At 37.7% G+C, this 25358-nt stretch carries 19 protein-coding genes and 5 pseudogenes; 13 read left to right on the plus strand and 11 right to left on the minus strand.

What is annotated here, in order from left to right:
* Positions 1-357 precede the first annotated feature (357 nt).
* The 5 genes from gmk to recG are packed head-to-tail and all read left to right on the plus strand — an operon-like array spanning position 358 to position 6254.
* On the plus strand, positions 358-981 hold the full coding sequence (gmk, locus tag AC01GB_RS04165) for a guanylate kinase (RefSeq protein WP_474450657.1): 624 nt from the start codon (positions 358-360) through the stop codon (positions 979-981).
* 51 nt (positions 982-1032) lie between these two features.
* Positions 1033-1308, plus strand: coding sequence for a DNA-directed RNA polymerase subunit omega (rpoZ, locus tag AC01GB_RS04170; protein WP_032116050.1), 276 nt, complete (start codon positions 1033-1035; stop codon positions 1306-1308).
* 19 nt (positions 1309-1327) lie between these two features.
* Positions 1328-3445, plus strand: a complete 2118-nt coding sequence (gene spoT, locus AC01GB_RS04175) for a bifunctional GTP diphosphokinase/guanosine-3',5'-bis pyrophosphate 3'-pyrophosphohydrolase (protein WP_474450660.1) — start codon at positions 1328-1330, stop codon at positions 3443-3445.
* A gap of 3 nt (positions 3446-3448) precedes the next feature.
* Positions 3449-4168 (plus strand): tRNA (guanosine(18)-2'-O)-methyltransferase TrmH, encoded by a 720-nt coding sequence (gene trmH / locus AC01GB_RS04180; protein WP_474450662.1) that lies wholly within the window; start codon positions 3449-3451, stop codon positions 4166-4168.
* Positions 4169-4172: 4 nt separating this feature from the next.
* A complete protein-coding gene (gene recG / locus AC01GB_RS04185; RefSeq protein WP_474450665.1) occupies positions 4173-6254 on the plus strand; it encodes an ATP-dependent DNA helicase RecG in 2082 nt (693 codons plus the stop codon).
* 73 nt (positions 6255-6327) lie between these two features.
* Here recG and gltS read toward each other — a convergent pair whose 3' ends face one another.
* Positions 6328-7560 (minus strand): sodium/glutamate symporter, encoded by a 1233-nt coding sequence (gene gltS, locus AC01GB_RS04190; protein WP_474450667.1) that lies wholly within the window; start codon positions 7558-7560, stop codon positions 6328-6330.
* A gap of 905 nt (positions 7561-8465) precedes the next feature.
* Positions 8466-8594, minus strand: coding sequence for a hypothetical protein (locus AC01GB_RS04195; RefSeq protein ID WP_474450670.1), 129 nt, complete (start codon positions 8592-8594; stop codon positions 8466-8468).
* Positions 8595-8709: 115 nt separating this feature from the next.
* On the opposite strand from AC01GB_RS04195, the gene AC01GB_RS04200 reads away from it, so the two are divergent.
* Positions 8710-10422 carry a hypothetical protein gene (locus AC01GB_RS04200; protein WP_474450672.1) on the plus strand — a complete coding sequence of 571 codons (1713 nt, stop codon included), beginning with the start codon at positions 8710-8712 and terminating at the stop codon, positions 10420-10422.
* 47 nt (positions 10423-10469) lie between these two features.
* Here the strand turns inward: AC01GB_RS04200 and fabY are convergent.
* The 3 genes and pseudogenes from fabY to yihX form a co-directional block, all read right to left on the minus strand.
* Positions 10470-11393, minus strand: a pseudogene (gene fabY / locus AC01GB_RS04205) (fatty acid biosynthesis protein FabY).
* A 40-nt stretch (positions 11394-11433) separates the two neighbouring features.
* Positions 11434-11872, minus strand: a pseudogene (dtd, locus tag AC01GB_RS04210) (D-aminoacyl-tRNA deacylase).
* Positions 11873-11935: 63 nt separating this feature from the next.
* Positions 11936-12553 carry a glucose-1-phosphatase gene (gene yihX / locus AC01GB_RS04215; protein WP_474450674.1) on the minus strand — a complete coding sequence of 206 codons (618 nt, stop codon included), beginning with the start codon at positions 12551-12553 and terminating at the stop codon, positions 11936-11938.
* A gap of 988 nt (positions 12554-13541) precedes the next feature.
* Between yihX and AC01GB_RS04220 the strand changes: the two genes are divergently transcribed.
* From AC01GB_RS04220 to AC01GB_RS04235, 4 genes are all read left to right on the plus strand, one after another.
* The gene (locus AC01GB_RS04220) at positions 13542-14426 is read left to right on the plus strand and encodes a hypothetical protein (RefSeq protein WP_474450676.1); all 885 of its coding nucleotides are present in this window, start codon (positions 13542-13544) and stop codon (positions 14424-14426) included.
* Between the two features lie 39 nt (positions 14427-14465).
* Positions 14466-14705: a hypothetical protein gene (locus AC01GB_RS04225; RefSeq protein WP_474450678.1), complete on the plus strand. Its 240-nt coding sequence runs from the start codon at positions 14466-14468 to the stop codon at positions 14703-14705.
* Positions 14706-14892: 187 nt separating this feature from the next.
* Complete coding sequence (locus AC01GB_RS04230; RefSeq protein WP_474450679.1) at positions 14893-15429, plus strand: tetratricopeptide repeat protein; 537 nt, start codon at positions 14893-14895, stop codon at positions 15427-15429.
* Between the two features lie 176 nt (positions 15430-15605).
* The gene (locus AC01GB_RS04235) at positions 15606-15806 is read left to right on the plus strand and encodes a hypothetical protein (protein WP_474450681.1); all 201 of its coding nucleotides are present in this window, start codon (positions 15606-15608) and stop codon (positions 15804-15806) included.
* A 189-nt stretch (positions 15807-15995) separates the two neighbouring features.
* Here the strand turns inward: AC01GB_RS04235 and AC01GB_RS04240 are convergent.
* Positions 15996-16109, minus strand: a pseudogene (locus tag AC01GB_RS04240) (glucose-1-phosphatase); the annotation flags it as partial.
* Positions 16110-16802: 693 nt separating this feature from the next.
* Here AC01GB_RS04240 and AC01GB_RS04245 point away from each other — a divergent pair.
* On the plus strand, positions 16803-17237 hold the full coding sequence (locus tag AC01GB_RS04245) for a hypothetical protein (protein ID WP_474450683.1): 435 nt from the start codon (positions 16803-16805) through the stop codon (positions 17235-17237).
* 130 nt (positions 17238-17367) lie between these two features.
* The gene (locus tag AC01GB_RS04250; protein ID WP_474450684.1) at positions 17368-17721 is read left to right on the plus strand and encodes a hypothetical protein; all 354 of its coding nucleotides are present in this window, start codon (positions 17368-17370) and stop codon (positions 17719-17721) included.
* Between the two features lie 428 nt (positions 17722-18149).
* Here AC01GB_RS04250 and typA read toward each other — a convergent pair whose 3' ends face one another.
* Entirely contained in the window at positions 18150-19979 is a 1830-nt protein-coding gene (typA, locus tag AC01GB_RS04255; protein ID WP_474450686.1) for a translational GTPase TypA, read from the minus strand.
* A 141-nt stretch (positions 19980-20120) separates the two neighbouring features.
* Positions 20121-21327: pseudogene (locus AC01GB_RS04260) on the minus strand (RNA-guided endonuclease InsQ/TnpB family protein).
* A gap of 22 nt (positions 21328-21349) precedes the next feature.
* Between AC01GB_RS04260 and tnpA the strand changes: the two are divergent.
* A complete protein-coding gene (gene tnpA, locus AC01GB_RS04265) occupies positions 21350-21766 on the plus strand; it encodes an IS200/IS605 family transposase (RefSeq protein ID WP_474450688.1) in 417 nt (138 codons plus the stop codon).
* Positions 21767-21821: 55 nt separating this feature from the next.
* Here the strand turns inward: tnpA and AC01GB_RS04270 are convergent, their stop codons facing one another.
* The 3 genes and pseudogenes from AC01GB_RS04270 to AC01GB_RS04280 form a co-directional block, all read right to left on the minus strand.
* Positions 21822-22073 (minus strand): hypothetical protein, encoded by a 252-nt coding sequence (locus AC01GB_RS04270; RefSeq protein ID WP_474450690.1) that lies wholly within the window; start codon positions 22071-22073, stop codon positions 21822-21824.
* A gap of 218 nt (positions 22074-22291) precedes the next feature.
* Positions 22292-23734: an AMP-binding protein gene (locus AC01GB_RS04275; protein ID WP_474450691.1), complete on the minus strand. Its 1443-nt coding sequence runs from the start codon at positions 23732-23734 to the stop codon at positions 22292-22294.
* Positions 23713-25344, minus strand: a pseudogene (locus tag AC01GB_RS04280) (condensation domain-containing protein). The gene AC01GB_RS04275 and the pseudogene AC01GB_RS04280 overlap by 22 nt, the downstream one beginning before the upstream one ends.
* Positions 25345-25358 lie beyond the last annotated feature (14 nt).

The following is a 25358-nucleotide window of genomic DNA, read 5'->3' on the forward strand; positions in this document are numbered from 1 at the left end:
AATAAAAAAAAGCTCTGACGACAGTAGACTGAAATTAAAATAAAAGATTCTCATAATAAACAGCATCCATGCATAATTTTAATCATCTATTTATTTCATTCACGAAAAATACTTTCAATATACAATTCCCATTATTGGGAAGTCGTAAATAGAAAATAATTATGAAGATATTTATTAATCATTTTTTCTCAAAGTACTTCGCAAAAATGGTAATTATTTTCAAAAATAATTCAGATCTTTCATTAAAAATGTTACTAAAGCTGTATGTTACTGATTGCATGTATATACTATTAAAGAGCTTTTGTACTTTTTAAAAAATTTTTATTAATTAATTAGCCTATTAATCAAGAAATCATCATGATCCAAGGAACGTTATATATCGTGTCTGCCCCAAGTGGTGCAGGCAAATCGAGTCTTATTCAGGCTTTATTAAAAGCTCAGCCTTTATATGACACACAAGTTTCTATTTCGCATACCACTAGAGCGATACGCCCTGGTGAAAAAAACGGTGAACATTACTATTTCATTACTGAAAGCAAATTTCAGCAAATGATTGAGCATAATGATTTTCTTGAATATGCCTGCGTTTTCGGCAATTATTATGGAACTTCCCGGGCAGTTATTGAAGAAATTATTAATAATGGTGTCGATGTATTTTTAGATATTGATTGGCAAGGCGCACAGCAAATTCGCCAAAAAATGCCTTCCGCTCGCACTATTTTTATCTTACCGCCTTCTAAAAATGAGTTACTACGCCGTTTACGTGGTCGCGGGCAAGATAGCGAAGAAACGATTAACCAGCGGATGGCACAAGCGGTCGCTGAAATAAAACATTATAACGAATATGATTACATTATTGTTAATGATGATTTCAATGCTGCATTGGGAGATTTACAATCTATTATTCGATCTAAGCGTCTACGTTTAGAACGTCAAATTCAGCGACATAATACTTTAATTAATAAATTATTGGCAGACTGAGTAAAGGTTCAGTATTATATCCGGTCATTTCTTTATCTTTGGAGTCATATTATGGCACGTGTAACAGTTCAAGATGCAGTAGAAAAAATTGGTAATCGTTTCGACTTGGTTTTAGTGGCGGCGCGTCGTGCGCGTCAATTACAAATTAATGGTAAAAATCCTTTAGTTAAAGAAGAAAACGATAAGGTCACTGTTATTTCACTGCGCGAAATAGAATCAGGGTTGATTAATGCTCAAATTCTTGATGTCCGCGAACGTCAAGAACAGCAGGAACAAGAGGCGGCAGAAATGCAAGCAGTGTCCGCTATTGCTGAAGGTCGTCGTTAACTGAAAAGGTAGGCCTACCTTGTACCTGTTTGAAAGCCTCAATCAAATCGTTCAGGACTATCTGCCAAAAGAGCATATATCGTTACTGAAACAAGCTTATCTTGTCGCCCGGGATGCACATAAAGGCCAAACCCGTTCAAGTGGTGAACCTTATATTACCCATCCAGTCGCGGTGGCATGCATTTTAGCGGAAATGCGTTTAGATCATGAAACATTAATGGCCGCATTATTACACGACATTATCGAGGATACCCCGACAACTTTTCAGGATATAAAACAGCTTTTTGGTAAAACCGTTGCTGGCCTGGTTGAAGGGGTATCAAAACTCGACAAACTCAATTTTCGTGACAAAAAAGAAGCTCAAGCAGAAAATTTTCGCAAAATGATTATGGCCATGGTGCAAGATATCCGTGTCATTTTAATCAAACTCGCCGATCGAACGCACAATATGCGTACTTTAGGTTCCCTTCGTGCTGATAAGCGCCGCCGGATCGCGAGAGAAACATTAGAAATTTATAGCCCGCTGGCACATCGTCTTGGTATTCATCATCTCAAAACTGAATTGGAAGAACTAGGCTTTGAAGCGCTCTATCCCAATCGCTATCGAGTTATTAAAGAGGTTGTAAAAGCCGCTCGTGGTAACCGAAAAGAGATGATACAAAAAATCTTGGCAGAAATTGAAGGTCGATTATTGGAAGCCAAGATCCCTTGCCGAGTATGTGGTCGAGAAAAACATCTCTATTCAATATATCGCAAAATGCACCTGAAAGAGCAACGCTTCCACTCAATTATGGATATTTATGCCTTTCGGATTATTGTTAAAAAGGTTGATACATGTTATCGCGTTCTTGGGCAAGTACATAGTTTATATAATCCTCGGCCAGGGCGAGTGAAAGATTATATTGCGATCCCAAAAGCAAATGGCTATCAATCTTTACATACATCAATGATTGGCCCACATGGCGTACCTATTGAAGTACAAATTCGTACCGAAGATATGGATCAAATGGCAGAAATGGGTGTCGCTGCTCACTGGGCATATAAAGAACAAGGAGAATCTAGCACAACCGCTCAAATTAGAGCACAACGCTGGATGCAAAGCCTATTAGAACTTCAACAAAGTGCAGGTAATTCTTTTGAATTCATCGAAAGTGTAAAATCAGATCTTTTTCCTGACGAAATCTATGTTTTTACCCCCGAAGGTAGAATTATCGAATTGCCTACTGGCGCAACCCCGGTTGATTTCGCCTATGCTGTTCATACCGATATAGGTCATGCTTGTGTTGGAGCCCGCGTAGATCGCCAACCTTATCCTTTGTCTCAATCGTTAAATACCGGGCAGACCATAGAAATTATTACCGCACCTGGCGCAAGGCCAAACGCAGCTTGGTTGAATTTCGTTGTTAGCTCCAAAGCCAGAGCAAAAATACGCCAATTACTTAAAAACCTTAAACGAGAAGATTCAATTAGTTTAGGCCGCCGTTTACTAAACCACGCTTTAGGCAATGGCAACAAATTGGGCGATATTCCGCAAGAGAATATCAATAAAGAATTAGTAAGAATGAAACTTCACTCAATTGATGATTTGCTCGCTGAAGTTGGCCTTGGCAATACCATGAGTGTCGTTGTAGCGCATAATTTGTTAGGTAATGCTAGTATAAATAACGTTATCACAGATAATAGTGATAGCCGTAGTAAACTACCAATCAAAGGAGCAGAAGGGGTATTAATTACCTTTGCTAAATGTTGTCGCCCTATCCCCGGTGATCCGATTGTTGCTCATATTAGCCCTGGTAAAGGTTTAGTCATACACCATGAGTCTTGCCGTAATATTCGAGGCTATCAAAAAGAGCCTGAGAAATTTATGCAAGTAGAGTGGGATGAGGGCGTTAATAACAACTTCATTGCTGAAATTAAAGTCGATATGATCAATCACCAAGGGGCATTAGCTAATTTAACAGCAGCAATTAATAGTGCAAATTCTAGTATTCAAAGTATGAATATCGAAGAGAAAGACGGGCGTGTCTACTGCGCATTTATTCGCTTAACCGCTAAGGATTGTATTCAATTAGCTAATATTATGAAAAAAATCCGTATCATGCCTGATGTCTTACGCATCAGCCGTAACCGAAACTAAGTTATGAATTCAAAACGTTATGCTCGCATTCGTCAAGTGATCGCCATGCGCCAACCTGATCTGACGGTTTGTCTTGAAAATGTCCATAAACCACATAATATTTCTGCCGTGATCCGTACCGCTGATGCGGTTGGAATACCACAAATTCATGCAATCTGGTGTAAAAATAGCAGCAAAAGCTTATCCGCAGCAGCAGCCGGCAGTAATCATTGGGTAAAAATAAAGACTCATGCCACTATTGAAAATGCAATATCTACCTGCAAAGCTGTGGGCATGCAAATCTTAGCCGCTTATCTTAACAACCAAGCGATCGATTTTCGTCAAATAGATTATACTCAACCTACTTGTATCATCTTGGGACAAGAGCGAGCGAGCATTTCCAAACAAGCTCTCGCACTGGCTGATCATAATATTCATATTCCGATGATGGGTATGGTACAGTCATTAAATGTCTCTGTGGCTTCTGCTTTAATTCTTTACGAAGCGCAACGGCAAAGACAAGATGCCAGTATGTATGACAGCCTTTTTAGTCAGCTACCAGAAGAAGAGCAACAGGAGTGGCTTTTTGAGGGCGGTTATCCGGTATTAGCCGCCGTTTCAAAACATAAAGGACTTCCCCGACCACTAATTAACGAACATGGCGAAATTGTTGCCAGTGATGCATGGTGGGCAGCTATGCAATCATCTAAAGTACCAGGTAAAAAACGCACTCTGGAGAACTAACCGTATGAGGGGGAAATTACTTGATGCTATCCCATTAACATCATTAAACGGTGTTGGTGAAACGCAAGCAGAAAAGCTCAATAAAATGGGACTTCGTACTATCCGAGATCTCCTCTTTCACCTACCTTTGCGTTATGAAGATCAAACTCAGCTTTATGCGATTAGTGAAGTTCAACCGGGCAGCTCTATGACTGTAAGCGGAGAAATATTACAAACTAAAATCGCATTTGGACGTAAGCGAATGATGACCAGCCACATTAGTGATGGATCAGGAGCATTGACCCTGCGGTTTTTTAACTTTTCTACCGCTATGAAGAATAGTCTGGCAGTCGGCAAATACGTCGTCGCTTATGGTGAAATCCGGCGAGGTAATTTAGGACCAGAAATTATTCATCCCGAATATAAAATAAAACCTAATGCCGATCATATTGAGTTACAAAATACATTAACACCCATTTATCCAACAACTGAAGGGATACGTCAGATAACTTTACGCAAACTTATTGCTCAAGCGCTAACGCTACTTGATGCTTGTGCGATCAATGAGTTGATCCCGACGCCATTTAATCAAGGATTGATAAGTTTACCACAAGCTATTCAAACACTTCATCGTCCACCGCCCGATATCCCTCTGGATCTACTGGAAAAGAGCAAGCATCCGGCGCAACGTAGATTAATATTTGAAGAGTTATTAGCCCATCAACTAAGTATGCTAACGGTTCGGAGTGAAACTCAACAATTTTCCGCCCAGCCATTACCAGCAGAAGAAAAATTAAAACATCAATTGCTGGCACGGTTACCTTATTCTCCCACCAAAGCCCAACAACGAGTTGTCAGTGAAATTGAAGCAGATCTGGCTAAAGCAAGCCCTATGATGCGTTTAGTGCAAGGCGATGTTGGTTCAGGTAAAACATTAGTAGCGCTCTTTGCCGCAATTCGTGCTATCGCACATGGTAAACAAGCAGCACTCATGGCACCTACCGAGTTATTAGCAGAACAGCATGCCAATACTTTTCGCCAATGGCTAGAACCACTTGGTATCCAAGTAGGTTGGTTATCAGGAAAACAGAAAGGAAAATCCAGACTGAGTCAACAAAAAGCGATTGCACAGGGCGAAGTCGCAATGATAATTGGTACTCATGCCATTTTTCAACAACAAGTCGAATTCAACGCCTTAGCATTAGTGATCATTGATGAACAACATCGCTTTGGTGTACATCAACGTCTGGCGCTATGGGAAAAAGGTCAGCAACACGGCATTTATCCTCATCAGCTAATCATGACAGCAACGCCAATCCCACGTACGCTCGCGATGACAGCTTATGCGGATCTGGATAATTCAATCATTGATGAACTACCTCCAGGCAGAACTCCTGTCACAACAGTTGCCATTCCTGACACCCGCCGCAATGAGGTTATTCAACGAGTAAAAAAGGCCTGCCAGATAGAAAAGCGACAAATTTATTGGGTATGTACATTAATTGATGACTCTGAAGTGCTTGAAGCACAAGCCGCTCAAGCGACACAAGAAGAACTCACGCGCCTATTGCCTGAATTAAATATTGGTTTAGTTCACGGACGGATGAAATCGGTAGAAAAACAAAAAGTGATGGCAGATTTTACTGCCAATAAACTACAACTATTAGTCGCAACGACAGTTATCGAAGTGGGTGTCGATGTGCCAAACGCCAGTTTGATGATTATTGAAAATCCGGAGCGTTTAGGGCTTGCTCAGTTACATCAATTAAGAGGCCGGGTTGGCAGGGGGAGCGTTGCCTCACATTGTGTTTTACTATATAAAACCCCACTCACTTACGCAACTAAATTACGTTTACAGGTACTTAGAGATAGTAATGATGGTTTTATCATTGCGCAAAAAGACTTGGAAATTCGTGGTCCAGGAGAGTTGTTAGGTACTCGTCAAACAGGAAATGCAGAATTCAAAGTGGCTGATTTAATGCGCGATCAAGACCTATTGCCTGAAATCAGAAATATCGCCCAATATTTGCAGCAACATTATCCCAATCATACCAATGCGCTGATTGAACGTTGGCTACCTGAACGTTCACAATATAGCAACCCTTGAGTTAATTAACGATTACTTGCTAAGGCAAAAACCGCTGAATATCAGCGGCTCAGTTATATTAATTACATTCCTACTATCCATTCATTATTGGCGTTGAAAAAATGGGGAGCCACAGATAAAATTTAATCACTAATGCATTAATAATATCGATAAAGAAAGCACCAACCATCGATACCACAAGAAAAGCCAAATGAGAAGAACCAAACCTTTCTGTTACAGCTTGCATATTAGCAATTGCTGTCGGCGTTGCCCCTAAGCCAAAACCACAATGACCGGCTGCGAGGACTACAGTATCATAATTTTTACCCATAACTGGAAAGGTAACAAAAATAGCATAAAAACCCATCACAATCGCTTGTATTATCAAAATGATGAGCATTGGTATGGCTAACGAAGCAAGTTCCCACAGTTTTAAACTCATTAATGCCATCGCCAAAAAAAGTGACAAACTAACATTACCTAAAACTGAAACTACGCAATCAAATACGCGGTAGAAACCAACCCATGATAAGCTATTACTTAAAATCACTCCGGTAAATAAAACACAAACAAAAGTAGGTAAAGTAAACTGATAACTGTCCAATAGCCATTGCGAAACCAATTTACCCACCACCATACAAATCGCAATCATGGCTAATGTTTCTATTAACACTAAAGAACTTATTACTCGCCATGTTTGTGGCTTTTCAAATGCCACAGGGGTTTCTTTATCATCCTCTGAATTTTGGCTCACTCCTGGTGTTTTCATATTACGAACCAAGAAGCGCGCTATCGGACCGCCAATCAATCCACCAAATACTAAACCAAATGTTGCACAAGCCATCGCAACTTCAGTTGCACTCTGAAAACCATAATATTCGGTAAAAATTTTACCCCAAGCACCACCGGTACCATGGCCTCCAGACAACGTAATGGAACCGGCCAATAATCCCATCAATGGATCGAGACCCAATAATTTTGACAAAGCAATACCAACTGTATTTTGCACCAACAGTAAGCCAACAACCACGAAGATAAAAATAAGTAGCGTTTTGCCACCCGCTTTCAGACTCAGCAAATTAGCATTGAGGCCAATTGTGGCGAAAAAGGCTAACATCATGGGCTCTTGCAAAGATAGGTCAAAACTTACCCCCCAATCTAAAGTTGTTTTCAATAACAGAAGAACTAGTGCAACAAGTAACCCACCGGCAACGGGCTCAGGAATAGTATATCTTTTTAGAATAGCAACCGATTGTACAAGTTTACGTCCAAGTAATAATACTAAGGTGGCAGCAACAAAGGTGCCATAGACATCAATATGATACATTTACGTACCTTATTTTATTGTTAGTTTTTATGAAAGAACAAATAAGATGTTGTGGAATGTTTTGTAACAACACAAAAAGCAGGCTCATTGATTAAAGCTAATTTTTTATTTGAACACAAGTAAAAAACCCAAAAATTTGATAAGACTGACAGTTTTTAAGAGTATTTTGACTTCTAATGCATAATGAAGTTGTTAAATAACATGCTGTTTTTTGTGGAAAGAAAACATCAACCCTAGACCAAGCTCACAAATTGTTATATTTATGGTGAAAATTGACGAAGTGTTCTATATTAAATTTATTCTATGAAATTTTATGAGAAACACTAATCAAAATATCAAATAATCTTGATGAAAACTATATTTTAGTAAAAAATAAGATAAATAATGAAAACAGATTATTTGAAGAAACCGAACATTATAAAAAAACAATTAATAATAGAAAATTAACAGAAATCGATTTAGATGAAAATAGAATTAATATCGATAAAATTTCTTATTTAACAAATAATAGTGTTTATAAAGAAAAGTTAGAGATAGCTCTCTTCTCGAACCAGGCTTTCAATAAGATGCTTTAATTAAATGTTTAAAAAATAATACCACTAATTTAACAGACATAAAAAACACCGCTGTGTATTTAAAATTAAAAAAGACAATCTATCTTCTCCAAGTAAGAGTAGCGGATGATAAAATATTACTTTTCGTATTGAATAATAAAAATGATTTTAATGAATACTAAGCAATTTTTATATATGTAAAATAGATTATATTTTCGGTTATTAAAGAGATTAACATATAATTAATTTTTGCTAAACAGAAAAAATATTGGCAGATATTAAAGTTTTTATGGTTTAAAATAATTTAACTAATGTAGCTTCATTTTGGTATTAAAAAATAAACAACTCTACTTAATTATCATAACGAAGATTATGGTACTGTAACCACTCTTGTGAGTTCTGTTGCATTAACACCAACAACTCTACCTTTGCTGATTTACTGTCTGGTGTTAATGCAACAAAATCCTTTTTTGTTGACAATATCAAAAATTTCATTAGCCAAATAATTTATTTTTATTTTAATATTAAGCCAAATAATTCATTACAGCATAAAGCAAGATTATTACTAAACAATTATGATAAAGAGGACATCCGGATGCGCTGGCTAAAAAACCTGATTCTTACGCTCCTTATACTGATTATATTTATTTATCTGATCATACAAACCCTGTGGGGAGCAAAACAGTTAAGTGACTTACTCAGTAAATATACCCAATATGATGTAAAAATAGGTGTGATAAGTCACCATCTCACTACGCCAGGCAAAATTGTATTGCAAGATGTTGCTATCCATAATAAACAAAATAGCTTTAAGCTAAATACCAAACAAATTACTTTTGAATTGCTCTGGCAAAAAATATTTTCAGGCTCATGGTTACATCGGTTGGTTGTTACTGAAGGTGAGTTAACGCTACCCTCTTCCCGCCAGATTTTTCCTTTTAGCAGCAAAATATTGCAACTTGAAAACATGAACGTTAGCTATCGAATCGGTAATATTGGCTTGCTGGCAAGCAATATAACGGGTGGAATAACCCCCTGGCAACCAACTGCTGATAACCCATTTGGGGAGGGAAATTTTCAATTCACTACCGAACAGTTTGAGATTAATAATATTCATTTAACAAGCCTGCTAGCAAAGGGAAGTTATAAAATCAATTCTCTTTTTATCGATGAGCTTACCGCTTACCTCAATAACGGGGTTATTAATGCCAAAGCTGTTCAATACACCGATCAAGCAATTACTTTAGCAAAACTGATGTTAACCAATACCGGGTGGCAATTTTCTTCATCACTCTCCCAATTGTTCAATAAGCTACGAGATATTAAAACATTGTCCATAAAAGAGCTGAATTTGACTAATACCCACTTCCAAGGAAAAGATTGGGCGATTGCCGGTTTATCAGGTAAAGTGGCTGATATAGTCGTTTCCGCTGGCAATTGGAACAGCCCTAGCAGTCAACTTAGTATAAATGTTGATGAATTAGTATATAAAAATCAACAAATTAATCAATTAATGGCTGATATGACATTTACCAATGATATTTTGCATTTTAACCGTCTTGCTGGTTATTATGACAAAGGCCTTTTTAACATTGAAGCAAACTGGCATACCAAACAGCAATCTATCAATATTATTAATGCTCAATTAGCAGGTATACGTTATCAATTAGCAGATGATTGGTTTAATTTTTTTAAAACACCCGTCGACAATTGTCTGAATTTATTACATATTACTAATTTTAAATTAACTAATTCCTTACTGATGGATATCAACGCCAATTTTCCCTTTGAATTGACTAATGTTAATGGTTACTTAACCAATATGGATTTGATCAAACAAAAAAAATGGGGATTATGGCAAGGAAAAGGCGCCTTTACGGCGAGCAGTGGTACCTTAAATAAAGTTATGTTACGACAACCCTATATACAAATTTCTCCCGATAGCGATCACTCTTTTGCGGTCGAGCTCAATACCAATATCGAAAATGGCTTAGTAAAATTCACCACTAATATTCAGCAGCAGGCCAATGATAATGCTTTTTCATTATCAGCCAATGGAATAAATGTTGATTTAGCAATATTAAATCAATGGGGATGGAAAAATTTACCCATACAGACATTAGCGGATTTCAATTTCACTCTGAAAGGCAACTTGTTGGCCAATCCAATCGCGCAAACATTGACCGGAGAACTATCCTATCAAACACTTAGCGGAGAAAAAAAGGCTTACTCTATGAGCAAAGGCGAAATAACAGCACAAAATGATAGTCAAATACCACTGACTACCGACAACGACAAAAAACCTTAGTTGCATCGATTAGCTGCCAATTTTGGCATCATGGCCAGGCTGTCAGATCATTTCTGTTTTTTGCCATCAGCTAATACCATGTAAGTACCGGTAAATAGTGAGGCGCGAGCGCTTTTATCACTACCAATATCGACATCTAACTCAATTACCGCTTGACATCCTCTAGCCAGTCGATCTAAAGCACCGCGTATATTACAAAGATCGACGACTGCATTTGGACGGCCAACAATCGGTTTATGGTAACGAATATGACCATCAACCAAAATAATATCACCACCCAGGTGTCTTTCCTGTAGTAATAACCATATTAACCCCCCTAGCCGGTTAAAGTGGCTAGTGAAAACTGACTACCAGCAAAAATGCTATGGTGAGGATTTTGATTTCTACCTTCAGACATACTGGTGATAAAACTCTGGCCGGTATACTGCACTATCTTTATTCCCATCTTTTCACTTAACGGAATTTTTTCGTGCCAAATTTTCTGTAATTAATTACACCAATCAGGTCTACGTAAAATTTTATCCAGGGTTTGCACCTTTTTTATCATCAAAAAATGCTTCACCGGTGTAAGAAGCTGGCTTGCAATAGGACCACGATTTTTAAATCCTAAACAACGAAAAAAAGGAACAGCCTCTTCACGGACACTAGAAACAATTCTTTTTACACCTTCCTGCCGTGCAACTGATTCCAATGCCATGGCAATCAGTTTTCCTAATCCTTTGCCTCGCATACTCGGTCGGATGAACAGATAAAAAACGGATAGCACCTTCATCATCTGCATTTATATACAAGCGACCAATGGCAAGTATTTGACCGGCTTCATTCACTATCATCTAATGATGCGCTGTGGAATCATAACCATCTTTTTCAGAGCCGGGTGGTTGATGGAAAGGTTTACGCAACATCTCCCAACGAAACTGATAATAATTTTTAAAATCGGCTTCTGTTTTTGGTACTCGTAGATGGTACATAAAATTCTCTCCTTTTAATAAATAATGGCAGAGTTTATAATTAAATCTGCAAGTAAAATGTTACTGGACCATTATTCGTTAAACTAACTTGCATATCAGCAGCAAACTGTCCTGTTTTTGCTTTTATTCCTCTCAATCGGCACTGCTCAATAAAATAGTGATATAGTCCATTAGCTTTATCGGCAGTTGCACTATTTGAAAAGCTAGGCCTCATTCCTTTTTTAGTATCAGCTGCTAAAGTAAATTGCGAAACAACCAGCAAACTGCCACCTACTTGCTGAATACTCAAATTCATTTTATCCTGCTCATCGTTAAAAATACGATAACCAATTATTTTTTTCACATAACCGTTGAACTTTTTGCTCATTATCCTCTTTTTCAATAGCCAAAAACACTAATAAACCTTCTGCAATTTGGCCAACACATTTTTGTTCAACTATCACATTAGCCTGAATCACACGTTGAATTAAGACAATCATACAAATCCTGTACTAAAAACAAAAATAACATTAAATTAAGTATTATTTCAGTCATATTGATAACTACTGTTTGGCAGGGATGCTGAAATCATAGTTAGCAAAATATTTTGCGACAGTATTTTTATCGCTAACATGCCAGCTTTTAATACCCAACTGTGCGGCAGCAGCAACATTTTCCTCGCTATCATCAAAAAAAATAGCGTTTTCAGCAGCAAATACCTCTGATTGTAAAACATATTTATAGATTGCCAGATCAGGTTTACGCATGCCGAGATCTTGGGATAAGTAGAGAAAATCTGAAGAAGCCGCGATTTCAGGATAATGACTAGGCCAATAATTTTGATGTAAACGATTTGTATTGGACAAAATAACCACACGATGGCCTTGCTCACGTAAACGGGTCATAATTTCGATTACATCATAACGCAATGAAATGAAAATAGCGTTCCATCCCAGTGCAAACTCTTCAAAACTTAATGATAAACCTAATTTTTCACTGGTAAATTCAGCAAATTCAAAATCAGAAATTTTATCACATTCATGTAGTTTCACTGTTTCATCTAGCTCAAAATTTTTCGCCAAACTGGCGGTAGGAATTTTACTTAATTCGCTCCAAACCTGTAGCGCTCGATTAAAGTCGATATTAATAATTACATTACCCATATCGAAAATATACAACATAAATTCTCTCCATAGTGACTGATATACCTTTACTATATCATTATTAAAAGGATCAAACAGAAGAAAATAATTTATTCAAATAAAATATAATTAATGCAATGAAAATAAATTTAAAACCAATCATAAATTATATTAAAAAAATATATATGTATGTTGATTCTCAAATTAGAAGATAATTTTTATTTCTGATAAAAATTAAAATACTTATCACCATTTGTGTTAGATAAATATATGCTAAAAATGACGATTATCAATTTAGTAGTTATTTAAAAACAATACGTTTAATTAATCTGTATAGTGGGGTTATAACGATGCTTTTTTGCTATTTGATTTATTACTCTATAGCCATAATAGCTAGTTTTACGGTTATCCATTATTGATTACATTAGGTATAATGTTATCGATAAAATTATTTTTGTTAACCAAAAAATTAAATCTTTATTTTATATATTATTTAAATGAAAATTTTATTATTGCTTTCGTTATTACTTAAATATTAAAATTGATAATTATATAAAAATTATCAATTGAAAAATTTATTAATTATTAAAGCAGCTAACTAACCAAATAGTTTTATTTAATAACAATTGTAATCGTACCAGATTTGACACCACATGAAGCAGAAATTATGTTATTAAATAAAGACATCGGCTCTGTTAGCGAAAGGCACATCGTCATTCTAAAAATAAATAAATATCTATCATGATACAAAGCACATTATTTAAACCGAAAAATAAAAAGTCTCAATTAAGATACACAACTAGACGAGAAAAAAAGATTAATCTATTCTGCCTTGGTGAGATTAAATAAATCTCATTTCTATTCCAGCCGCCAATTTTTTCTAATAAAAGTAGTATAGCATTTAGAACCGCAATAAAGACAACAAAACGTCGAGTGATTAACTATTTACTCACTTTATTACAAACCCTATGTAAGAAAGTTTCTACCGACATTGACGATAACATAAACTTTTCAAGAATGATTCATTATGGAAGAAATAAATCATTATCATATTCATAAAGTTGAAGATATGAATTTTCATCGAGAGCTAGATACATTTGATTTTACCGAACTGAGTCGGCCTGAAATAACTATCTTTGTTGCTCCTTCAGGGAGTCCTATTTATGATGATAACGGAAAAGAAACAGAAGTTACCTCAAAGCCAGGACATATATTTATCGGTGTTAAAGGTGAAAACCCCATCACTGGTAAATATGAAGCAATAAGCATTGGACTTAGTCCAGGTGAGGATTGGGGGACAACTAATGATAACCTTTCATTTAATGACCATCTTCGTTATAAAGAGACATCTACTCTCTCAATTACATCCGATACCCCAAATTTTCATACTGATGTTAAAAATCTTTTTACTGTTATTAATAATTATAAAACTGGTAAAACATCAATACCTGATTACGGCTTGCTTCGCAATAATTGTGGTCAATTTATTGAAAACTATGTACTAAAGCAAGCTAATATTACAGGAATAAATATACCTTTCACGCCTAATGGCACCAATAATCAGTTATTGCATATTGCCGATGATTACAAAACTCCATTAATTATCGATTTAAATGGTAATGGAGTACAAACGGTCGCTGATAGTTTCGGAGTCAGTTTTGATTTTGAAGGAAAAGGAAATAAAGCTCAAACTGGTTGGGTACATGCTGATGATGGATTATTGGTTTGGGATAAAAATAATGATGGAATTATCAATACAGGAGAAGAGCTATTTGGTGAAGATAGCCTTTTGGCCAATGGTACACAAGCAAAAAATGGTTTTTCAGCTTTATTTCTATTCGATGATAATTTGGATAGATCTATAGATAAAAAAAGACAGTTTATGGTATTAATTAAATTAATGGCAGGATAAAATACCGATGTAATAACTCAAAATAGTGAATTAACCTCATTGGGCTCAATCGAAATCAAGTCAATTGAACTAAATGTCAAACAAACTGATATTTCTGATGTGTTATTTCATCAAAATAACCCGAATAACCATACTAGTGATTTACAGCAAACACTCAATCAAATTATCGATGCGATAGCCAGTTTTTACCTTTCCACCAATAATGGTGCAGAATTAATGAGATTTCAACATCATGAATATAAAAATAGTGTCTTTCTTGTTCCTAATAATTTGGGCTAATAACAATGAAAGTTTTCCGTATATTGATAATGGGAGTGTTGATTATGTGCAATTCAGCATGGGGGCAAAACTACCCTATTATGCCTGTTATAAGAGATAAATTACTAAATGCTAATTATAGCGAATTAGAACTTCGTTATTCTCCTGAATTACCAACGTATTCACTTATCCCAAAACACAAGAAGAGGTGGCTGCTCTCTTTAAAAAGGCAGAAATAGAAAATGATGAATACAGTAATTATACCTTATTTTCTTTATTCTCTATTGGTTGTTTTGATTTACGTAACTCAAATCATACACCTAGTGCCAAGGAAGAATGCCGTTTAGCTAACTTTTTTTTAAAAAGAGCATTAGAAATAAACCCAAATAATGGATTAACACTATATTTTACTGGTTCTAACTATCGGGCCGGTTCTGGTGTTAAGCAAGATATGTCTAAAGCTGTTTATTATTATGAAAAAGCCTACAGTGTTGGTGGAAATAAAATTATTGCTGCTGGCAGTTCACTTGTTATTATTTACTTATATGGGATAAATGGATTCCCGCAAGATTTTAAAAAAACTAAATATTATCTAGAAATGATAGCGAAGGATAATCCAAAGGGCAAAAATCAGTATTACCTTAGGAACTTTGATTCACTTGTTTTTCTAGCAAAGGACTCTAAGAAAATAGATGAATGTAAACAAAAAGATAAAGACAGTTACGTATGGGTAAAAAATGTGTAAACGAATCGGAGAAAAGAATAGCTGAGTACATTGAAAAAAACCAAGCTACTCAATCTCAAAACTGGAAAGAAAACCCATCCAAAGATGCATCTGAGTAATAAGCGGATATATTGTAGTACATATCAAATTCATATCTTTAATATTTGCCCCCCACGGCAGTGGGGAAGGCAGAAATAATGACATTACACAGCCCTAAGAATGATTATATTCAACAACTCAACACTCATATTAAAAATAGTGTCTTTCTTGTTCCTAATAATTTTGGAGTAATAGCCATGAAAATTTTCCATACATTGTACATTGATGATGGGAGTGTTGATTATGTGCAATCCAGCATTGGGGCAAAAATACCCTATTGTGCCTGTTATAAGAAATAAATTATTAAATGCTAATTATAGCAAATTAGAATTTCGTTATTCTCCTAAATTACAACGTATTCAACTTATCCAAAAATACAATAAGAGCTGACTGCTGTTTTAAAAAAGAGAACAATAGAAAATGATGAATATAGTAATTATACCTTATTTTCTTTATTCTATATTGATTATTTTGATTTATGTAGTTCAAAATTTTTTCGACAAACGGGCGATAGGGATCTTACTTAATTCACTCCAAACCCGTAGCGCTCGATTAAAGTCGATATTAATAATTACATTACCCATATCGAAAATATACAGCATACATTCTCTCCATAGTGACTGATATAACTTTACTATATCATTATTAAAAAGATTCAAACAGAAGAAAAAATTATTTATCAAAATAGAAGTTTTTTATAATAAATAAAATTGAGCCCATAGGTAATAACATATTTAACGACTAGCTGTGACAAGTATTACAATTTTAATCTTTTTTTAGCTTGAATAAATTAAAATAATTATCAGCAAAACAAGAATAATATATTGAACAAAATAGATAACATTTTCAGATTATATCGAATTATTTATATCCAATCGGCCAATCTCATTTATCAATAAAATATTTGTTATAGACAAAACTATCTATCATTTAGTTGATTATAAATGGTATTTAATTGGTTTTTTGGTTAAATCTTACACTGCTTTTTATTCGTGACAGAAAAAAAGCATCTCAAATATTCAAACCACCTTAATTTAAAATTATTATTCTAAATTAATTAATTTTAATTAACTCTTATGATACTAAAGTAATAATTTTATTATTTTCAATATGAAATAATATAAATAAAAAACCATTTTAAAATAAAAACAAAACTCACAAAATATATTTTTTATATAAGTAAATTTAATTTAAAAAATAATTGTTTTTATTAAAATTTCATTTTTATTTTATATATATTCTTCAATCAGTTACACAACACTAATTATTTATAATTTTATTTAAGATTTTAAATTATGGAAAATAAAATTGAAGCACTTAATTCTTCATACAGTATTTTTGTTATGTCAGATCCACAAGCTTGGCGTTTAGCATTAGCTGATAATGATCCTAATGATGATAGAAGTAGATGGCATAGTAAATTAAATCCAGTTCGCAATAGTATTGTTTCACTGAATAATTCTCTTCATGTCCCATTTGGAATTATTAATGGTGATCTCACTGAATATGGACGTAGAAGTCAAAGAGAAAGTTATCGTGAATTTTTTTCGCCAAACGCATTAAATTTCGATGTTTACGTTGGATTAGGTAATCATGATTACCAAAACAATGTCGGTAGTTGTAGTGAATCCAGCAATTCTGATTACAGTATGAATGCCTGTGCAAGAGGAATGGTATTCGACATGCATTATCGAATAGAAGAATACCGTCAATTTTTCATACGACAGTAGTGAGTATTCGGGAAGTAAAGCATATTCATGGGATTATGGTGATATTCATTATGTACAGTTACAAAATTATCCAACTTATCACGTAGTGCTAAATCACCGGGCGGCGGTGACCATCAACGTAACCCAATCGATGGATTGGTTAGAATCTGATCTAAAAAGCGCCAAGCAAAGAGGCAAAACTATCGTATTAAATATTCATGATGGCACTGATCATTTTATCCATCAGAGTAGCACTGAAGAAAAAAATAGATTTAGACGTTTTATGAGTGATTATAATGTTAAAGCTGTTTTTGTTGGTCATACTCATCAAGTTGCACAAGAGAATCCTTATGGCAATCATGAACTCTTTGGCAATGTTAAGGTTTATAATAGCGGAGCATTATTTAAAGGTGACTTTCTGGTCGTTGATGTAAACGGGCGCAATTTAAAGGTCAAAGTTTATAATGGCTCATCTGGCACTGCTAAACATATAAAAACATTCTAATTAAATTAACCGTAACTTTATTTTAACATTTACTATTGAACAATTGATCGCAGCTGGTTAGACAAATAGTCTGATAACAGATGCCCAATTTTTACCAATATGTATAGAACAATAGTAGTAGTACTATTATCAGTGAAATAACAAATCACTTATGTTTTACATAAGTAGCTTGACTGACGGTTACTAAGCGATGACGATATTTTATTAGTGATCTACGATTTTAATCAGTATTAGCCAGTATCAATATGAAATATAAATGATACTGCCACACTGCACTGATTGAACATTTAAAGTATTTTCAACAGGTCGCTGACAGTAAATTTTGTCGTTATGCTAAATAATAATTGGATTTGAGCAATCAATAGATAAAAAAATAAAGGCGTTTAATACGCCTTTTATTTATATTAAATCAAACAATTTTTTGTTATTTAAACTTCTTTATTTCGATAGGCACGACGGCGATCGTTTTCGGTCAAATAACGTTTTCTTAAACGAATTGATTGTGGCGTAACTTCCACTAATTCATCATCATCGATAAATTCTAACGCCTGTTCTAATGTTTTTTTAATCGGCGGCGATAAAGTTGTCTCTTCATCTGTCCCTGAAGCACGCACGTTGGTCAATTTTTTACCCGTTAAACAGTTGACAGTTAGATCATTAGAACGAGAATGAACGCCAATAATTTGTCCTTCATACACTTCAGCACCATGACCAAGGAATAATTTACCGCGATCTTGCAAACTATAAAGTGCATAAGCTACCGCTTTACCTTGGCCATTTGAGATCATGACACCATTTTGGCGGCGACCGATTTCACCAGGACGAACATCATCATAGTGACTAAAGGTTGCATACAGCAAACCGGTCCCTGATGTCATGGTCATAAACTCAGTTCGAAAACCAATTAGTCCACGACTTGGAATAATATAATCAAGCCGTACCCGTCCTTTACTATCAGGCAACATATCGCGCAATTCACCTTTACGTTCACCTAATGCCATCATAACATCGCCTTGGTGCCGCTCTTCAATATCGAGTGTAACCTGTTCAAAAGGTTCCTGTTTACCACCTTCAAATTCACGGAAAATAACCTTTGGTCGAGAAACAGCTAATTCAAAACCTTCACGGCGCATGTTTTCAATCAATACCGAAAGGTGCAGCTCACCACGACCTGAAACACGGAAAGCGTCAGAATCTTCAGTCTCTTCCACACGTAATGCAACGTTATGCACTAACTCTTTTTTCAGGCGATCTAAAATTTGACGGGAAGTAACATATTTTCCTTCACGACCACAAAATGGTGAAGTATTAACACAAAAATACATACTTACCGTTGGCTCATCAACAGCCAGTGCTGGCAATGCCTCAATATTATTTGGATCACATAAGGTATCTGAGATATTTAATTCTCCCAGACCCGTTAAGGCAATAATATCACCAGCTTGGGCAATTTCAGAATCGATACGCTCTAATCCTAAATGCGTTAATACCTTACCCACTTTACCACTACGTGTTTTGCCATCACTGTCGATAATAGTGATGGTTTGATTTGGTTTGATTGCGCCACGCTTAATGCGACCAATACCAATAACACCCAAGTAATTGTTGTAATCAAGCTGAGATATTTGCATTTGGAAAGCACCCGCCAGATCAATCTGCGGCGGAGCAACATATTTTACAATTGCTTCATAGAGTGGCGTCATGTCTGCCGCCATATCATTGTAATCGATTCCAGCAATACCATTTAAGGCTGAGGCGTAAATGATAGGAAAATCCAGTTGCTCATCAGTCGCCCCTAAGTTGACAAACAGATCAAAAACCTGATCAACAACCCAATCAGGTCTTGCGCCTGGGCGATCGATTTTATTGACTACCACAATTGGCTTTAAACCATGAGCAAAGGCTTTTTGGGTAACGAAGCGGGTTTGCGGCATCGGACCGTCCATTGCATCAACCAATAGCAGCACACTATCAACCATTGACATAACCCGTTCGACTTCACCACCAAAATCAGCATGCCCTGGTGTATCAACAATATTAATTCGATAATCATGCCATTGGATGGCGGTATTTTTTGCCAAAATCGTGATGCCACGTTCTTTTTCCAAGTCATTGGAATCCATCACACGTTCATCGAGGTTATTACGTTCACCAAAGGTGCCAGATTGTTGTAATAATTTATCGACCAGTGTCGTTTTTCCATGATCGACGTGGGCGATGATGGCGATATTTCTTAAGCTATTGATAATTGATGACATATAATCTTATCTTTATGGTTTTAAAGGAGTAATATGGACATGTTAATGGACACAAATAAAAAATCACTTAATCCTAGCCAGTAATATTTAACCCATTTTATGAATTAACATCCTCCATGCCCTAAAGGACGTGGATTCCTACTACGCCCAGACCGAAGCCTGAATCATTTCGGGGGGTTCCTGCTGCTGACGGCATTACTGCGCCGTTCACTTCACAGGCTAACACGGCATGCCCTGCCGCTAAAATATTACGAGCGCCATTTACATCGGCATTCGCGGTATGTCCACATGCCAGACATTCGAATTTTCTTTGTGACTAGCGGTTTGCTTTTACGGTATGACCGCAGTATGCGCAATGTTGGCTGGTATATGCCGGAGGCACTGCTAATACCTGGCCACCGCGCCAAAGTTGTTTGTACTCCAGCTGACGGCGCATTTCATACCAGCCCTGATCCAGTATCGAGCGATTTAAACCTGACTTGGCTCTGACGTTGCGTCCGTGTTGTTGTTCTGTACCTTTTGCCGATTTAGACATGTTACTAACCTTCAAATCCTCAATGACGATCATTGCATGGTTTTTGCTGATGTTCGTTGTGACTTTATGAAGGTAGTCTTTGCGGATATTGGCAATATCGGAGTGCAGACGCTGGATTTTTCGCTTCTGTTTTTGCCAGTTGGCACTAAATTTGACTTTTCGGCTTAACTGACGCTGAAGTTTAGCCAACTTTTTTTGATTTTTTTTAAAACTGTTTACAGGCTCGAACAGTGTGCCATCTGACAAAGTCGCCAGTTTGGTGATACCGTCATCCAGACCCGCTATCGCGGTTGAATCGTGTTGTGGCTCTGGGGCTTCATATTCAGTCTGGATGCTCACATACCACTTATCGCATGACTGACTCACCGTGACACTCTTTACGATACCAATGACTTCACGACTGTTGCGATAGCGTATCCAACCCAGTTTGGGAAGAAAGATACGATTGTTTTCCTGATCCAACTTCACACCCTGCGGATAGCGGAAAGCATCATGCTGCCCCCGTTTTTTAAATCGCGGGACTTCAGCTCGTTTCTGGAACAAGTTTTTGTAGCCCCGCTCCAGATCTTTAAGAGATTGTTGAAGTGCTTGTGATGGCGCGTCTTTCAGCCAATCCACATCGGCTTTCCATTCAATGAGCCATGAGGTCATTCTGGTATAGGGAGTATACTTGTTTCCTGCCTCATAATTTTCATTCTGAAGTGCCAGTGCACGATTGAAAACAAAACGACAAGCCCCTGCGAAGCGTCGCATATCACGCTCTTGCTGACCATTTGGTCTTAACTGGAATTTAAAGGCTTGAAGTCGTTTCATTCTTACTATTATACTTTGGTCTATGAAAAAAGAAACTGATATTCGCCGTGGTAGACATTGTGTTTTCCTGATACACGTCCACTTGGTATTCGTTGCTAAATACCGCCGAAAAATATTTGATCAAGATGTCATCAAAAAGCTAAGGAGTTATTTTTCCAGCGTATGTAATGATTTTGATGTTGAGTTAGTTGAAATGGAGGGTAAGCGTGATCACGTGCATCTACTGATTAACTATCCGCCAAAATTATCTGTATCAAATTTAGTGAACAGTCTCAAAAGAGTATCCAGTCGGTTGCTTCGCCGTGACCGCCCCGATATTGCGAGTCGTTATTACTACAAAGGAGTGCTGTGGAGTCCGAGCTATTTTGCAGGCAGTTGCGGCGGAGCGCCTCTTTCAATCATCAAACAATATATTGAACAACAGGAGACACCTGACTGATCTTTAAAGCCCTTCGGGCTTTTCGCCTTATATCCCCGCCCTGAACCACGGGGCTTTACGGCATGTTGGGTAAGGATGAACGTACTGTCACTTTACGCTCTTTATCTTCGCTATTAGTGATGATTGAAGATCTATCGCGTTCTACCAACTCGCGAGAATCCATAACAGCACGCCAAAACGTTGCCAGATCAGCACATTGGCTGACATTGATTGCCATGCCAATCACCGCAATGGCTTCCTGGTCCGCTGAGGTTTCGTTTAACGTGGCTTGTTCAGTTACTGTCGATGCGATTGAAGGTGGTGACATAGATTCACCGGCTAAAAAAGAGCTTAGCTCATCAATACTCGCATGCTCAAACAGAGCATTAAGTTTGACAGTACTAGCGCAGGCCTAAATCAATGCTACATGGATTTTTATCAGTCGTAGCGATGTTAAGCCCATAGCAAAAAATTTGGTCTGCCCACTGTTATGCTTTCCACCAAGCTCTTTCACTATTAACTGGCTTAATAAATAGTGCCAGTCTGCTACCGAGCGCTGATTTGTTGCTTGCCGTTTATAATCGGCTGAGCACTAAGATTATCATCTGGCAACGGATACCATGACAGCCCGGCTAAACCAGCCCGGTCGATTTTGCCGCTCGGTGTCGTACTAAGTGCATCTACCACGCGGAATTCCATTTTTAAAGCACCTGCTGGCAAGCACTGCTGCAATCGCTGATATAACTCCGTCGTTGAAACTCGGGTATCTGCCGATTTAAGACGCAAATAGGCTACTAATTTCTCTTGCTGAACCGTCACCGCCACTGAATGGAAATAGCCACTTTCTAGCAGCAGTGTTTCCAACTGCCCGCATTCCACTCGGTAACCATTAATTTTGACTTGATAATCGCGTCTCTCAAGGTAATTAAGACGCCCCTGGTTATCATAATGACCTATGTCTCCGGTCAGATAAGCTAACTGATGTTGTCCGTTCAGTGAGAGCTGACAGAATTTCTGCTGATTAGCGCTGGGATTATTTTGATAGCTGTGCCATACGTGCATTCCAATGATCGCAATCTGCCCGATTTGTTGTTGATCGGCCAGCAGCTGGTTGGTTTCATCAACGATATACACGCCACAATTATCTGCCGGATAACCGACCGGCACAGCTGTTGGCCAGTTATCGTGCTCACCCTGCAAGGTATAGCTAGTGACGACGTGAGTTTCTGAAGTACCATACATATTAATAAGCCGGGAACCCGGTGATTTGCGAAATAGATCCTTAATGGCCTCAGTACAAAAAAGCATCTCTCCAGCACTGACTATTTCACAAAGACAGTCTGGCGCCATTTTCAACGCTTGGGCAGTCTCGGCTAAGGATTGCAAAACAATATCAATATAGGGAATATACAAACGCTCAACACGCTCAGTTTGTATAAATCGCAGTAAAGCCTGATGGTCACGACGAAAAGCGGGTGGACGTAATAACAATGTACCGCCGGTACATAAGCTTGTACAGATCTCCTGATGAGAAATATCAAAGGAGAGAGAGGTAAACTGTAAGGTACGTGCCGGTTTGTCCAGCCCAATACCATTTTGCCACTGAATAATATTCAACATTAGGCTGTGGCGTGCTGCCAATTCTTTAGGCAACCCGGTGGAGCCAGAAGTATATACCTTATACATCAAGGTATCTGCATTAATAGCCTTATCTGGGGGCAACGGCTGCCAATTAGTCACTTGCAGATAACCGTCAATCGGGATTAACGGCAACTCGGGTTGAGCGGTTAATAATGGCGAAGCGGCATTGGCGCGATCAACCATCACGGCATCGATTCCTGCCGTGGTTAAAATATGCGTAATTAGTTTATCTGGGTAGTTCACATCCAAACCGACAAAACAAATACCGCGACTGGCAATCGCTAAAATGGCAATAATTGCATGACGGTCAGCATGAGCGTAAATCGCTACCACGCTGCCATAAGACAATTTCCTCTGTTTACTAAGGAATATAATATTTCCATGCGCGCTACCTGTTCCATTAAGTCGGAATAGGTTAGCGTCATACCATTATTATCAACCAGTGCCAAAGCTTCGGGGGTCAGGTTCCTTTGATGATCGCGCCAGGCTCGCAACGTAGCAAACGGGAGCGTCTGCTGCTGCCCCTGATTAGCAATAACAGAGGGAGCGAATGAAGGGGAAGAGAGAAAATGAGTTGAAAGTGTGTTCATAACAGCTGGATCGCAGGTTAACTTTTGTAACAGACTGATCCACTGGCTGGCAAAAAAATGAGCCTCCTCACGACTGAACAACGCCGTCTGATATTCCAGAATCACTTCTGTTGCCATTCCCAGTGGTGTCAAACAGACCAAAAATGGAAATTTGGCGCTACCGATGTTTGGTACACTGCTTTTCATCTTTAGGCCTGGCAATTCAAGGCAACAAAAATCGGTATTCTCCATAACAAATACTAGGTCGAATAGCGTTTGTCCTGCCGCCTGCATAGTTGAAGCAAGTTCAGTTAAGTCTGCATAGTTCACCGTGTGATGACGGAAAATATTTTTCAGCTCTTGTCCCGAACGATCCAAGAAGCTAGCCAATGTATCATCGGGCAATATCTGCTCATGCCAAACCAGCGTATTAACTAACATACCAATGATGTTTTCACTACCTGGTAAAAAGCGACCGGCGTCAGGGAAACCAATGGTGACAGCACTCTGATTTTGCCATTGTCCCCAACTCCATCCCAACACTCTGAGCAACAATCCGGCAAACGTCATCCCTTGTTTTTTTGCCAGCACTTTAATGGCCTGGTCGTCTGTTGGTCGATCATCAGCTGCTGACGCTCACCAGCCATATCAGCAGCGGGAATTAAAACATAGCGTCGCCGTATCGCCAGTATCTCTGTCAGCCTTGCGCGCCAAAAATTTAGGCTCTTGCTTATAACTATCCTTTTGATAGTAAAAATTTAATGCTGCTGTATGGTGTAACAGTGAGTAATTTAGTGGCACAAACCCTGGTTGCTGGTTGTGCTGTAGCGCCGCATAACAGTGGCTCAGCTCTCGTAGTAAAATATTGATCGACTCACCATCAATCAGTGCATGGTGCATATTTAGCAACAGTACTCGCCGATCACTCTCTATCGTGAGTAAACAAGCACGCAGAGCACACTTTTGACCTATATCGAAAGGCTGTCTGAACCACTGTTTAGCCCAGCGGGACCAAGCAACATCGCTCACTTGTCGATGCTGAAGGCTAAAATCACTTTGCGGAACAACGCGTTGCATTAGCTGTTGCGAATTTATGTCAAACTCAAACAAGGTACGGAAAGCACCATGGCGTTGTACCAATATCCGTAGTGCCTGCTCAAGACTCTGCTCGTCCATCTGACCCTGAAATTCAAATTGAAAAGGCGTCGCATAAGCATAAAGACTGGGATCACGCTGCTGTAGAAACCACATGCGCAATTGTTCACTAGAGGCCAGATGACTAATATCGTTATCAAGCACAATGGTTGCTTGCGCAGCAACTGGCTGTAGCCTGGCTAATACCGCACTGACGGGGTTGGTATAAAGTAATTCAGCAGCTGTCACTGCCACCTGACCTTGTGGCG

Source organism: Candidatus Arsenophonus phytopathogenicus (genome assembly GCF_056113345.1).